Annotated in this window: 12 protein-coding genes; 3 read left to right on the top strand and 9 right to left on the bottom strand. The window is 70.3% G+C overall.

The window, feature by feature from the left end; genetic code table 11:
* Window positions 1–70: 70 nt before the first annotated feature.
* From QFZ53_RS18270 to QFZ53_RS18255, 4 genes are read right to left on the bottom strand one after another with little or no spacing between them, the layout of a single operon-like run.
* Window positions 71–643: a YdeI/OmpD-associated family protein gene (locus tag QFZ53_RS18270; protein WP_307298765.1), complete on the bottom strand. Its 573-nt coding sequence runs from the start codon at window positions 641–643 to the stop codon at window positions 71–73.
* 18 nt (window positions 644–661) lie between these two features.
* Entirely contained in the window at window positions 662–1384 is a 723-nt protein-coding gene (locus tag QFZ53_RS18265; RefSeq protein ID WP_373426303.1) for a LysR substrate-binding domain-containing protein, read from the bottom strand.
* A complete protein-coding gene (locus tag QFZ53_RS18260) occupies window positions 1384–1746 on the bottom strand; it encodes a hypothetical protein (protein WP_307298764.1) in 363 nt (120 codons plus the stop codon). The genes QFZ53_RS18265 and QFZ53_RS18260 overlap by 1 nt, the downstream gene beginning before the upstream one ends.
* Window positions 1743–3341 (bottom strand): PspC domain-containing protein, encoded by a 1599-nt coding sequence (locus QFZ53_RS18255; RefSeq protein ID WP_307298761.1) that lies wholly within the window; start codon window positions 3339–3341, stop codon window positions 1743–1745. Before QFZ53_RS18255 ends, QFZ53_RS18260 begins: the two co-directional genes overlap by 4 nt.
* A gap of 114 nt (window positions 3342–3455) precedes the next feature.
* Between QFZ53_RS18255 and QFZ53_RS18250 the strand changes: the two genes are divergently transcribed.
* The gene (locus QFZ53_RS18250; RefSeq protein WP_292904120.1) at window positions 3456–4628 is read left to right on the top strand and encodes an ATP-binding protein; all 1173 of its coding nucleotides are present in this window, start codon (window positions 3456–3458) and stop codon (window positions 4626–4628) included.
* Entirely contained in the window at window positions 4621–5280 is a 660-nt protein-coding gene (locus QFZ53_RS18245) for a LuxR C-terminal-related transcriptional regulator (RefSeq protein ID WP_307298760.1), read from the top strand. The genes QFZ53_RS18250 and QFZ53_RS18245 overlap by 8 nt, the downstream gene beginning before the upstream one ends.
* A 34-nt stretch (window positions 5281–5314) precedes the next feature.
* Here the strand turns inward: QFZ53_RS18245 and QFZ53_RS18240 are convergent, their stop codons facing one another.
* The 4 genes from QFZ53_RS18240 to QFZ53_RS18225 form a co-directional block, all read right to left on the bottom strand.
* Window positions 5315–5722, bottom strand: a complete 408-nt coding sequence (locus tag QFZ53_RS18240; protein ID WP_307298758.1) for a DapH/DapD/GlmU-related protein — start codon at window positions 5720–5722, stop codon at window positions 5315–5317.
* Between the two features lie 88 nt (window positions 5723–5810).
* On the bottom strand, window positions 5811–6599 hold the full coding sequence (locus tag QFZ53_RS18235; RefSeq protein ID WP_307298757.1) for a DNA-formamidopyrimidine glycosylase family protein: 789 nt from the start codon (window positions 6597–6599) through the stop codon (window positions 5811–5813).
* The gene (locus tag QFZ53_RS18230; RefSeq protein WP_307298756.1) at window positions 6599–7378 is read right to left on the bottom strand and encodes an EI24 domain-containing protein; all 780 of its coding nucleotides are present in this window, start codon (window positions 7376–7378) and stop codon (window positions 6599–6601) included. The genes QFZ53_RS18235 and QFZ53_RS18230 overlap by 1 nt, the downstream gene beginning before the upstream one ends.
* 19 nt (window positions 7379–7397) lie before the next feature.
* Window positions 7398–11993 carry an ATP-dependent helicase gene (locus QFZ53_RS18225; protein ID WP_307298755.1) on the bottom strand — a complete coding sequence of 1532 codons (4596 nt, stop codon included), beginning with the start codon at window positions 11991–11993 and terminating at the stop codon, window positions 7398–7400.
* A 165-nt stretch (window positions 11994–12158) separates the two neighbouring features.
* Here QFZ53_RS18225 and QFZ53_RS18220 point away from each other — a divergent pair, with 165 nt between their 5' ends.
* Entirely contained in the window at window positions 12159–12773 is a 615-nt protein-coding gene (locus QFZ53_RS18220; RefSeq protein ID WP_307298753.1) for a hypothetical protein, read from the top strand.
* A 69-nt stretch (window positions 12774–12842) separates the two neighbouring features.
* Here the strand turns inward: QFZ53_RS18220 and QFZ53_RS18215 are convergent, their stop codons facing one another.
* On the bottom strand, window positions 12843–13022 hold the full coding sequence (locus QFZ53_RS18215; RefSeq protein ID WP_292904108.1) for a PspC domain-containing protein: 180 nt from the start codon (window positions 13020–13022) through the stop codon (window positions 12843–12845).
* Window positions 13023–13123: the final 101 nt, after the last annotated feature.

The following is a 13123-nucleotide window of genomic DNA, read 5'->3' as shown; positions in this document are numbered from 1 at the left end:
AGCTCCGGCGCGGGTCGAATCGTTACTCCAGGCGACCAGGCGACCAGGCGACCAGGCGACCAGGCGGGGATCAGTGCAGGGTCTCGCCCCGCTTGAGCATCTCCACGTACTGGGCGACCCGCGAGGCGCGCGACTCTGGCCGCTTGAGCTGAGACACCCGGAACGCCATCGCGAACCGGTTCTGCGCCGACTGTGCCGCGTACGCCCGGGCGACCTCCGGGTCGGCATCCAGAGCATCCTGGAGCTCGACCGGCACCTCGCCGTCGCTCTGCCGGTAGGCGGCATCCCAGCGTCCGTCCGCCTTCGCGCGGTCGATCTCGCGCTGACCCTCCGGGCGCATGCGCCCCTCGGCGATCAGCCTCGCGACGTGACCGATGTTGACCTTCGACCACAGACTGCGCGGACGTCGGGGCGTGAAGGTGTGCAGGTAGTAGTCGGCATCGAGGGATGCTGTCTGTCCGTCGATCCACCCGAAGCACAGGGCGACGTCGAGCGCCTCCGCATAGGAGATCCCTGACAGGCGTGACGCCTTCTTCCGCACACGCAGCCGCACGCCGTTCGGGTCGGGATCAGCGCTCAACCAGGCTTCCCACTCCGCGACAGAATCGACGTGGAGCTCGGGCTTGTTCGAAGAGGCGGCCATGACAGCGGGGTTCGGCGCTCAGCGCGAGGAGTTCGCGGTGCGCCCCCGGACGATTCCGACGAAGGTCTCGACGTCGGCGGTCGTGCGGTCGCGCGGCCACACCAGCGCCACGGTCGAGGTGGGGCCGTCGGCGAGCACGCGGTAGTCGGCATCCTTGCGGTGATGCAGCCGCGCGAGCGACATCGGTACGATCACGATCCCCACTCCGGAGGCGGCCGTCGCGATCGCCTCGGCGGCGGGCAGCGCAGCGAAGGAGGCGGGCGTCGTGCCCGGCAGGTCGAGCGGGCCGAGGACGTCGTCGATCAATCCGATCACGACCTCCCCGTCGAGGTCGGCGACCGTCAGCTCGTCGGCGGCGAGCAGATGCGAGTCGATCCCGGCCACGACCACCGGCCTCTCGTCGTAGAGCGTGATGACGTGCAGATCCTCGTCCGGGATGGGCAGCCGCACGAGGGCCGCATCGACCGCGTCGATCGCCGAGCGCTGGTCTGCGACCTCGATCGGCATGAGCTCGAGCGGCACCCGGGGCATCCGCTCCTTCCACGCATCGATCCACTTGCCGGGCGTCGCTCCGGCCACCACGCCCAGCCGGAAGCTGCGCGGTTCGTCGGGGGCTGCGGCCCGAGCGTCGAACACGACCTTGGCGGTCTTCTTCGGCGGCTTGCGCGGCGGGAACCGCTCGGCGGGCGCTGCCTTGTTCCTGCGCACGGGGCCGGCGGGACGCCGAGGTTGTTTCGCCATCAGGCCAGGGTATCGCCGTCCACCCCGCGCTGCGACGGGGACCAGGAGGCTGCCGCACGCCGCTGAACACGCCGGATGAGTCCGATCGCCCCGCAGATCAGCACGATGCCCCCGAGCGCCAGCAGAGCCATCGCGGTGATCGACGCCGGAGTGAGCGACAGGATCCAGTCGCTCACGTCGTCGCTGCGGCGACCGTCGGCGAGCAGACCGATCGCCACTACGGCGATCGCGGCGAAGATGGCTCCCCAGATGATCGCGGCCCAGCGGGTGCGCGGGGGAGTCGGGGCCGTCGAGGGAAGCTCAGGCGTGGATGCCGCGGGGGTGATTGCCGCGTACTCGACGCCTGCGAGGTCGCTACTCATTCTGCCTTCTCCGATTCGTAGATGATGACGCGGATATCGCCGCGGCGTTGATCGATGATCACGGGCTGGTTCGTCGTCGTGCTCGCACTCTCGGCGGAGATCTGCGCGTCGACGATCCGCTCGCCGGCGCGCGTTTCCGGCGTCCATGCCCCGCTGTCGATGACCTGCCCTGTCTCTCCGTCGACGCGGATCCAGTCGACTGTTGCGCCTGCACCGACCGAAGCGCGGAGATCCAGCCGCACCCCGGGCTGCACGCCGATGGTGGTCTGTCCGGTGCCCTTGGTCACTTCGATCTGTCGCACCGTTCCGGGAAGCGGCATCAGATCGATGTGCAAGTCGCCGAATACATGCACCATGCTCGTCGAGGGATAGTTCGAGATCCCGGCTGTGCCCCACGTCACCTGCGGGACGGTGCTCGCCGCTCCGGCGATCAGACCGCCGACGAGAGTCGCCACGGTCGCGAAGGCGAGGAACCCGCTGCGCCGACGCCACAGTCCCGCGACGATCATGCCGATCGCCAGAACGAGCGCGGCGGCCAATGCGCCGATCGCTCCGGCGGTGGCGCCGAAGCCTCCCCAGAGGCCGACACCGGCCCCGACGACGATCGCCAGGCCGATCACGGCGGCGACGTAGGCGAAGCTCGCACGTGGGTTCGACGCACGGCGGATGCGCTGTCGTTCCGCGGCTGCAGCGGCGAACACGGCCGCTTCGGCCTGCCGTTCGCGGCGCAACTGGTCGCGCACCGCGCGCTCCGCATCCTGCTGCTGCCGTCGCCACGCCTGATCCTGGTTCCGCCAGGCCGCGTGCTGCTCACGCCAGGCCGCCACGGATTCCGCGTCGTTCGCGGCCGGCGCGGCGGGGGGCTCGGGGCGGACGAACTGCGGAGAATCTGCCGACGGCGCAGCCCAGGACGGGTCGACGACGGGCGCACCATACGGTGATGCGGGTGGCAGACCGGCACCCGAAAAAGGGGCGCCCGCACCCTCGGGCGTACCCGAAACGCCGAGGGTGACGGGCGCGGCCGGGGCCGCCGGGTCTGCAGAAGCCATCGGCAGATCCGGCGCAGAAGCACCCGGGGCGCGACTTGCGGCGCGCACGATGAGAACGAGCAGGACGACCACGATTCCGAGGCCGGCGATCCAGCTGAGGATCGACAGGGCCGACCAGTTGACGTAGCCCAGGCCGAAGACGGTGCCGGTGAGAGGCGCGGTCGGGATCAGGCCGATGACCGCCATCGCGAGGATGCCGAGCTGCACCGGCTGATAGTCGCGGCGCATCAGGTCTCGGGCGTGAGTCCGACCGTCGGCATCCGGCAGTAGAGCCCAGGCGAGGGCGTAGAGGAAGATCACGGGCAACCCGAAAAGCGCGGCGACGACGAGCACTCCCCGCACGATCAGCGGGTCGATGCGCAACCGCGCGGCGATACCGGCGGCGACGCCGCCGAGCCAGCCCTCCGAGCGTGCCACGCCCAGACCGGCGACCCACAGGAAGAATCGGTCGCTGCTGTGCGGGGCGGGAGAGGGAGAAGGAGAAGGCGAAGGTGGCGCGGAAGCGGCGTCCGGTTCCGCGATCGGCGGCTCGGTGGGAATCGTCATGAGTCGATCCTCCCGGCATCCGCTCGCACGCCGCCATGGGGTGTTCCCCTGAGCGACCCCTGATTCTGACCCCTGACGCGGCGCTCGGGGCGGGGCGAATGGTTGGATGGCGTCATGCCCTCTTCCACCGTTCCGGCGCCCGCGCGCACGCGGCCGCCGCTGGAGCGCGACCGGGACTGCGTGGTCGCGGGCGTGAGCGCGGGGCTGGCCAGGCACCTGGGGGCAAGGCTCTGGACGGTGCGCGCGCTGTTCATCGCGCTCGCCCTGTGCGGCGGCGCGGGCGTGCTGCTGTACGCGTGGTGCTGGCTGTTCACGCCGTGGGCCGACGGGGAGAGCCCACCGACCAGACGGATGCCGGTGGCGTGGATGCTCGTGGTCGCCGCCGCTGTCGGAGCTCTCGCAGTGCTCACGTGGGGGCTCAGTGGATACGTCGCATCGTCGCCGACGGCAGCTGTCGTCGTCGGAGCGACATCCGCTCTCGCCGCCGGCGCAGGCCTCTGGGCCGCGCTGATCGACCGCACCGACACCGCGCGCGGGCCGCGCCACTCGATGATCGTCCTGGTGCTGGCCGCTCTGCTGCTGGCCGGGGTGTTCGGCCTGCTGCTCGTCATGCGGCCAGGCGCCGCTCCCGCTCTCGTGCTGCTCCCGCTCGCGGGGCTCCTTGCAGTGCTGTCCTCGACGTTCGTGCATCGCTGGCGCGAGCTCGCCGGCGAGCGGGTACGACGCATCCGCGAGGAGCAGCGCAGCGAGATGGCCGCGCACCTGCACGATTCGGTTCTGCAGACCCTCGCGCTGATCCAGAACCGCGCCGGCGCATCGAGCGAGGCGGCGCGGCTGGCCCGAGCGCAGGAGCGCGAGCTTCGCGCCTGGCTGTACGACGGCGACGCACCCGCCGACGGCGACCTGCCCACCGATCTCCGCGACTACGCGGGTGCTCTCGAACTCGACTTCCCCGTGCGCATCGACGTGGTCTCGGCCGGCATGTCGGCGGAGCGCGCGAGCGGCGGCCTGGCAGCGGCCGCTCGGGAGGCGATGCTGAACGCCGCGAGGCATGCGGGCGGGGAGATCTCGGTGTACATCGAAGGCAGCGCGGCCGGGGTCGACGTGTTCATCCGCGACCGCGGGCGCGGATTCACGCTCGATGAGGTGCCGAGCGATCGGCTGGGCGTGCGCGAGTCGATCGTGGGCCGGATGCGCCGCTCCGGAGGCTCGGGCAGCGTGCGCAGCGATGAGAACGGCACCGAGGTGCACCTGCACCTCCCGGCAGGAGGAGAAACCCGTGTCTGACGGCATCCGCGTCGTGATCGTGGACGATCACTCGATCTTCCGCTCGGGGCTGCGCGCCGACCTCGATGCGAGCGTCGACGTGGTCGGCGAGGCCGCAGACGTGCCCAGCGCGATCGCGGTGATCCGCGAGACGTCGCCGGACGTCGTTCTGCTCGACGTGCACCTTCCTGGCGGTTCCGGGGCGGAAGCGACGGGCGGCGAAGCGGTCCTCCGCGGCTCGCAGCCGACCGCGACCCGTTTCCTCGCTCTGAGCGTGTCGGATGCCGCAGAAGACGTCGTGCGGGTGATCCGAGCCGGCGCCCGCGGGTACATCACGAAGGGCTCATCGGGAGCCGAGGTCAGCCGCGCTGTGCACGCAGTCGCCGGAGGAGACGCGGTGTTCTCGCCGCGTCTCGCAGGGTTCGTGCTCGACGCCTTCGGCGCCGTGTCCGGTGAGACGGCGACGGCTCAGGACGAACTCGACCGCCTCTCCGCACGAGAGCAGGAGGTCATGCGCCTGATCGCTCGCGGCTACGCCTACAAAGAGGTGGCTGCCGAGCTGTTCATCTCGATCAAGACGGTCGAGACCCACGTCTCGGCAGTGCTGCGCAAGCTGCAGCTGTCATCGCGGCACGAACTCACGGTCTGGGCGTCGGAGCGCCGACTGCTGTAGCCGGCGCTCGCTGTTCGCGAGTGCGCGCCCGTGCTCAGGCGGCGAGCCAGAGGCCCTTCGGGTCGGTGGCGACGGTGAGCCCTGCCGCGACGGTCTCGTCGTCGCCGATGCGGGCTCCGCGCACGATGCGCGCGCCCGGGCCGATCTCCGTGCGGACTCCCACATGCGCGCCGTCGCCGATCGCGGCGCCCTGACCCACATGCGCGTGCGCGTCGATGTGCGCGTTGTCGCCGATTACGGCATCCGCGTCGATCCACGCACCTCGTGCGATGGTCGCTCCCTTACCCACGCGGGCGCCGGGCTCGATGTACGCACCTGCTTCGATGTGCGCCATCGGATGCACCTTCGCGCCGTGCGCGACGAGGCCGCGACCGTTGGCGTGCTTGCGGTACCGCAGCGTGCCACCCTGGTCGTTCTCGATGTCGACGTAGTTCTTGCCCACGATTCCTCCCGTGTTCCGGAGTTCTCCGGATATAGCAACAACCACGGATCATCCGGATTCATTCCCGGGTGGTGATCCTTCGACAAGCTCAGGAACCCAGAGGGGATCGCTGGCAGTTCGGGCACCAGAACGTGACGCGTTCGCGGGTCGGATCTGCGCCCTGCGAGCCCTTTCTGATCGGCGTCCCGCAGCGCCTGCAGGGGCGTCCGGCTCTGCCGTAGACCCAGGTCGTGTGCCCTCGACGATTCACGCCGGTGAAGGTGCGATCGACGCGATCGCGATTGGCGCGGATCGTGCGCACGCCGAGGTCGACAAGCGCGGCGACGTCGACATCCGGCGTCGGGGTGGTCGGAAGGATCCCGCGCAGGAACAGGAGTTCCGCCGCGTACTCGTTGCCGAAACCCGCCACGTTGCGCTGATCGAGCAGAGCGACGTGGATGCTGCGAGCATCCGCTCCGAGCCTGCGGACCGCCTCCTCCGCGTCCCAGTCGGGCGCGAGCGGATCGGGGCCGAGATAGCCGACGAGTGACTCCTCATCGTGTGTCGGCACGACCTCGATCTCGGCGATGTCGACGCCCACGGCTTCGCAGGCGTCCGTGCCGACGATCGCGCGCACTTTGAAGGCCGGATGCCGCCACTTCTCACCCGGCCGGTAGACGAACCATGCGCCGTCCATGCGCAGATGCGAATGTACCGTGAAGTCGCCGATGCGCATCAGCAGGTGCTTGCCGCGGGAGGCGACGCCCTGCACGACCTGGCCCGTCAGATCGACCGTCGCCGCTTGCGGAACGCGCAGGTCGAACCGGGTCACGTCGGAGCCCGCCAGCGCATGGTCGAGACGGTGCGCGGTGCGGAAGACGGTGTCGCCCTCGGGCATCAGGCCTGCCCGGGGGTCGGGGGAAGCGCCGGGGGCAGGGCCGCGAGTGGCGTCCGAGCCATCATGTCTCGCGCGAGCATGGTCGATGCGGCCACGGCGACAGGCATGACCACGACCGCCCCGCCGGGGATCAGGAAGCACAGCTGCGTGGCGACTCCGAACCCCAGCACCCGCGCTCTGCTCCCCGAGAACAGGGCCGCGCGATCGGCGGGGCTGAGATTGCGCGCGTCGAAGGAGCGCCCGGTGAGCTCTCGGGCGAGCAGCCTGCCGGAGAGCACCACGCCGAGCACTCCGCCGAGGATGCCACCCACCAGCGGGACGAACCCGATCAGCAGCACCAGCAGCGCGGTGAGGATGCCGAGGACGACGAGCCGGAGCCCCTCGCCCAGCGCTGTCCAGAAACCGCCGCCGTCCTCGGGTGGCGGGTTGCCGAGATCCACCTCGACCGCGTGCCAGATGCGCTGATAGAAGGGGTCCCCGATCGTCAGCGTGAGCGCGCTGAACACCGCGGTCGACAGGGCGATCGCGGCGGCGACGATCACGAAGCCGACGGCGCCGCGCAGCAGACCCTTCCACGGCGCGGGCCACTCCTCGGCGAAGGGAGTGAGCCACGCCGAGATCGAGGTCATTCCGAAGATCAGCGGCAGCAGCAGGGCGCCCAGGAGCAAGATCGATATGACTGCCGGGATGAGACCGAGGTTCATCAGGCCAGGGCGGGTGCGCCACAGCCCGAACCCGCGGATCAGGGTGCGGATTCCGGCGCCGAATTCCTGGATCATGTGTCTCAGCGTACGGGGGTCACACCGCCTTGCGGAGCGTGTATCCGCGCGGCGTCACGACGAAACCTGCCTCGTGCAGCGCGAGTGCGAACTCGGTGCCGTACACGCCCTCGCCGTTGACCTTCTCGACGGTGAGCGTTTCAAGGCGCCGCGTTCGAGCGGTGCTCGCCAGGTCGGATGCGGCGGCCCGCAGCAGGTCCGGATCGTCGCTGAACGACAGCACCGTGCGCCCTCCGCGCTCGAGGTAGAGCACGAGAGCGCCGTCGACGAGCACGACCAGCCCTCCTGCTTTTCGGCCGGGACGATGCGAGACGCCGTCGCGGCGGGGCCAGCCGAGCGCGGCGCCGTACGGGTTCGCGGGATCTGTCGCGGCGAGGGTGACTGCGTGCCGCGGGGGCGGGTCGGCGAGACCCGCGAACGTGCGGAGGCGATCGACGGTGGCGGATGCCGCGAACTGCGCAGCCCCCAGTCGCTCGATCACGTATCCGCGGCGGCAGTGCCCCGCCTCCTCGAATCCGGCGAGAACGCGGTACGCCTGGGCGAAGCCGCCGGGCACGCCCTCGGCCTGCACCGCGCCGCGCGTGACCACGCCGTAGCGGTCCAGGAGCAGCCCCGCGGTGACGGTCGCGCGCCTCGCCGCATCCTGGGCCGATGAGCCGGTCGAAGCGTCGAGCGCCGGAAGCAGCGACCACCGCCCACCGAGAGATGTCGGGCGGGGTGCGGTGCGCGCGAGCGAGACGCCGCGATAGGTGCGGGTGCGCGGGGCGCGGCGGGTCACCTTGTGGGCTTGGGAACCGCCAGCGAGCAGCGAACGGATCGGCGCGAAGGTGTCGTTCGTCACGCGGCTCGACCAGGCGAGACTCCACAGGGCTTCGAGCACGGACTGCTCGTTCTCGGCTCCGGTCATCTCCTTGAGCTGGGCGGCGAAGTACGCGCCTCCCGCGCCGAGAGCTGCGAGCAGCTGCTCCTCGAGCGAATCGTCGCCGATCTCGGCATCCGATTCGGGCAGCGTGAAAGGGGCCAGGTCTGCCGGGTGCAGCGACACCCACCCGTCTCGTCCCGGGAGCGAGCCGTTGCCGGCCCAGACGACCTCGCCCGAGGAGGTGAGCTCGTCGAGCATGGCCGGGGTGTAATCACGCACTCGCGAAGGGAGGACCAGCGACTCCCAGGCGCTCGCCGGGATGGGCACGCCTGCGAACTGCTCTATCACCGTGAGCACGCCGTCGAGTCCTTCGAGCGGCCGGGAGAGATGCTGCCAGTCGGGCAGGAACCGCGCGTAGGCCTCAGGGGAGACCGGCTCGACCGACCCGCGGATCGCGGCGAGCGAGCGCATCCGCAGCCGCCGGAGCACCTCCGTGTCGCACCATTCGAGATCGTCGGCGGAGCCTGCGGCCGTGGGCAGGAAGTATCCGCTCGTGATCCGTCCGGCCTGCTCCAGGCGCTGCAGCGTGTGCCGCGCGACAGCGGTTCCGATGCCGAATCGGAGAGCTGTGGCATCCGTCGTGAATGGTCCGTGCGTGCGGGCATGCCGCGCGACGAGATCGCCGAGCGGATCGGCCACCGGTTCCAGGAAGGCGACGGGGATGCCGGTGGGGAGAGCGGCTCCCAGCGCATCGCGCAGGCGGCCGGCGTCTTCGATCGCGGCGATCCGCGGAACCCCGGCGATCGTCACGGGGATCGCGCGGCGTGCGGCGATGAGAGCGTCGAGGTGGTCCCGCGCCTCGGAAGGTTCTTCGAGGCGGGCGCCGACCTCGGCCGCGTCGAGCGGCCCGAGCATCCGCAGCAGATCGGCCACCCCCTCGAGTCCTCGTGCGTGGCGTTCTGGGTCGAGTCGCTGGGCCTCGCGCTCGAACTGGGCGATCACGTCGGGGTCGAGCAGCTCTCGCAGCTCGACCGTGCCGAGAAGCTCGCCCAGCAGTGCCGGATCGACCGACAGCGCCGCCGCGCGGCGCTCGGCGAGAGGCGAGTCGCCCTCGTACATGAACGCCCCGACGTAGCCGAAGAGCAGGTCGCGTGCGTAGGGCGACGGCTGGGCGGGCTCGGTCTCGACGAGACGGACCCGCCGGTCGGCGATCGAGGTGGCGAGGCGCCGCAGCGACGGCAGGTCGTAGACGTCCTGCAGCACCTCGCGCAGGGTCTCCAGGATGACCGGGAAGGTCGGATGCCGGCGCGCCACTTCGAGAAGCTGGGCGGAGCGCTGCCGCTGCTGCCACAGCGGCGTCCGCTTGTTCGGGTTCATGCGCGGCATCAGCAGCGATCGGGCCGCGCACTCGCGGAACCGCGAGGCGAACAGGGCCGACCCGCCCACCTCGTCCGTGACGAGCTGCTCCAGCTCGTCCGGATCGAACACGAACAGTTCGGCACCGGGTGGCTCGGCGTCGGCGTCGGGGATGCGCACGATGATGCCGTCGTCGCTCGCGACCGCCGATCCTTCGACGCCGAGTCGTTCGCGCACGCGCGCGTTGATCGCCAGCGCCCATGGCGCATGCACCTTCATGCCGTACGGGGAATGAAGGATGACTCGCCAGTCGCCCACCTCGTCATGGCCGCGCTCGACGGTCAGCGTGCGGTCGGTCGGGAGCGTCCCGGTGGCCTCGCGCTGCTCGGTCAGGTGCGCCATGAGGTTCGCCCTGGCCTGCTCGTCGAGACCCGCCTCGATCAGTCGCTGCGCCGCCTTCTCGGGGGTCGCCGCGGAGACCTCGCGCGAGAACCTGCCCAGCGCCTCGCCGAGCTCGAACGGGCGGCCGATGCCGTCGCCGTGCCAGAACGGCACCTTGCCCGGCTGGCCGTAGGCGGGTATCACGTTCACGCGATCGTGGGTGATCTCGGCGATGCGCCAGCTCGTGGTACCGAGGGTGAACACGTCGCCCACCCGGGACTCGTAGACCATCTCCTCGTCGAGCTCTCCGACGCGCGCCCCCGTGGTCTCGCCGGCCACGAAGACCCCGAACAGTCCTCGGTCGGGGATCGTGCCGCCGCTGGTGACTGCGATGCGCTGCGCTCCCGGCCTGCCCGTCAGCGTGCCGGCGTCGCGATCCCAGATGAGACGGGGTCGGAGCTCGGCGAACTCGTCGGAGGGGAAGCGCCCGGCCAGCAGGTCGAGGGTGGCTTCGTATGCCGAGCGCGGGAGCGACTGGAACGGCGCCGAACGCCGAACCGTCTCGAACCACTCCTCGACGCTGATCTCGCCGAGTGCGCTTGCGGCCACGGTCTGCTGCGCGAGGATGTCGAGCGGATTGCGCGGCACCTGGATCGCCTCGATCTTGCCCGCCAGCATCCGCTCGGTGACGATCGCGGTGTGCAGCACGTCTCCGCGGTGCTTGGGGAAGAGCGCGGCGCGGCTGATCTCGCCGACCTGGTGTCCGGCGCGGCCGACCCGCTGCAGACCCGACGCCGCGGACGGCGGCGCCTCGACCTGGATCACGAGATCGACGGCGCCCATGTCGATGCCCAGTTCGAGGCTGCTGGTCGCGACGACGCAGCGCAGGATGCCGGACTTCAGCTCCTCCTCGACCTGCGCCCGCTGCTCCTTCGAGACCGAGCCGTGGTGGGCCTTCGCGAGCACCGGGTCGGCGCCCGCGGTCGCTCCGGCCTGCGCCATCATCGCGGCCGGTACCGACGCCTCGGGCAGCGCGATGCCGTTGCGCTCGGAGTAGATCTCGTTCAGACGCCCCGTGAGCCGCTCGGCCAGGCGGCGGGAGTTCGCGAACACGATCGTCGAGTTGTTCTGCAGGATGCGGTCGACGATCGCCTCCTCGACGTGCGGCCACACCGAGCCGGTCACCTCGGAGTACTCCGCCGGCTCGCCGTCGACAGGAGCTGTGACGCCCGGTGGCGGGGGAGGGTTGGTCATGTCGTCCATCGGTACGATCACGCCGAGTTCGAACGTCTTGGATGCGGGAGGCGCCACGATCTCGACGGGCGCGGAGCCTCCGAGGAAGCGCGCGACCTCGTCGATCGGCCGCACAGTCGCAGACAGGCCGATTCGTTGGGCGGGAGCCTGTGCGCCGCGCGCACTGCGCAACGCGTCGAGGCGCTCGAGGCTCACCGCGAGGTGGGCCCCGCGCTTGGTGGCCGCGACCGCGTGCACCTCGTCGATGATCACGGTGTGCACGTCGCGCAGCGTCTCGCCTGCGCGGCTCGTGAGCATCAGATACAGCGACTCGGGAGTGGTGATGAGGATGTCGGGCGGGTCGGCGACCAGCTTGCGGCGGTCGCTCGACGTCGTATCGCCCGAGCGCACGCCGACCGTGACGCTCGGGGCGGTCACGCCGAGACGGCGGGCGGACTGTCCGATGCCGATCAGTGGAGAACGGAGGTTCCGCTCGACGTCGACGCCGAGCGCCTTCAGCGGCGAGATGTAGAGGATGCGGGTGCGCGAGGCATCCTTCCTCGGGGCGGCATCCGTGATCTGCATCCGCTCGCGAAAGACGCTGTCGATCGCCCACAGGAACGCCGACAGCGTCTTGCCCGAGCCTGTGGGCGCGACGACGAGGGCGTGCTTGCCGGCGGAGATCGCCTGCCACGCGCCTGCCTGCGCCGGTGTGGGTGCGCTGAAAGCACCCCGGAACCAGTCCTGCGTGGCGGGAGTGAACCGATCGAGCACATCACCCATCCCTCCATCATGGGCCAATGCACGGACATCGGCTCCTCGGGCGGACTGCACTGCATCGGCCTCCCCGCAGGCCAGCAACGCGATAGGTGCGCTGCAACGGCGCCGCCCTCCTCTGGGCAGCCGCGGCGGGCGCAGCGGGGTTGCGTGCTCGGATAGCGTGACGGGATGGACAAAGCCGAGTTCACACGTCTGTACGGGCGGTGGTTACCGCGCACGCCGAGCGATGTCCGCGATTTCTTCGCAGGCTATCCTGGCGTCTGGTGGATCGCCGGCGGCTGGGCGCTCGAGGCGTTCACGGGCGTGGAGCGACCTCATGACGACATCGATGCGGGCGTCCTGCGAGCAGATCTGTCGATGCTGCGCACGCATGCGCACGAGCGGATCGACCTGTGGGCCGCGTTCTCCGGGGCGCTCCGGCCCGTAGCGTCCGACGACACGGCAGAGTTGCCAGACGGGTGCGGACAGCTCTGGACGCGTCGCAGCGCCTCAGACCCGTGGGAATACGACATCCTGCTGAGCCCGGGAACGGCGCAGCAGTGGCAGTACAAACGCGAGACCAGCATTCGGATGCCGATGGCCGACGCTCTCTGGGAGCGGGACGGCATCCGATATCTGCAGCCTGAGATTCAATTGCTGTACAAGGCGAAGGGACTGCGGGACAAAGACGCGTCAGACTTCGATGCCACGATGCCGTACCTCGACGCGCGGCGTCGATCCTGGCTTAAGGATGCCCTGGAACCGACGCTCCCCGGCCATCCCTGGCACGATCGGCTCAGGTGACGGTCGCCGATGACAGCGGCGCGTCCATATTGCAGAGGCCAGCGCCTCACTTCGGCCACGTATCGATCTTCACTCGTTCGGGATGACGACCCAGAGCAGCACATAGGCCCACAGCGAGAGCCCGGCGAACAGCACCAGGATCACGCTGAGCAGTCTGACGGTGGAGGCCTTCATGCCGAAGCGCCGGGCGACAGCCGAGCAGACACCGGCGATGACGCGGTCGTTCCGCGGGCGCACGAGAGGGTTCATGACTCCATCCTGCCCCTGGTGGGCCGTCCCGATGACTCACTCTGTCGGAAAGAAGGGGCGAGTTCCCGCGCTCGCGCACACGAGGGGTGATGCGGAGCAAG

The organism is Microbacterium natoriense, assembly GCF_030816295.1.
Classification (GTDB): domain Bacteria; phylum Actinomycetota; class Actinomycetes; order Actinomycetales; family Microbacteriaceae; genus Microbacterium; species Microbacterium natoriense_A.
This window is presented reverse-complemented; position numbering and strand designations above follow the sequence as displayed.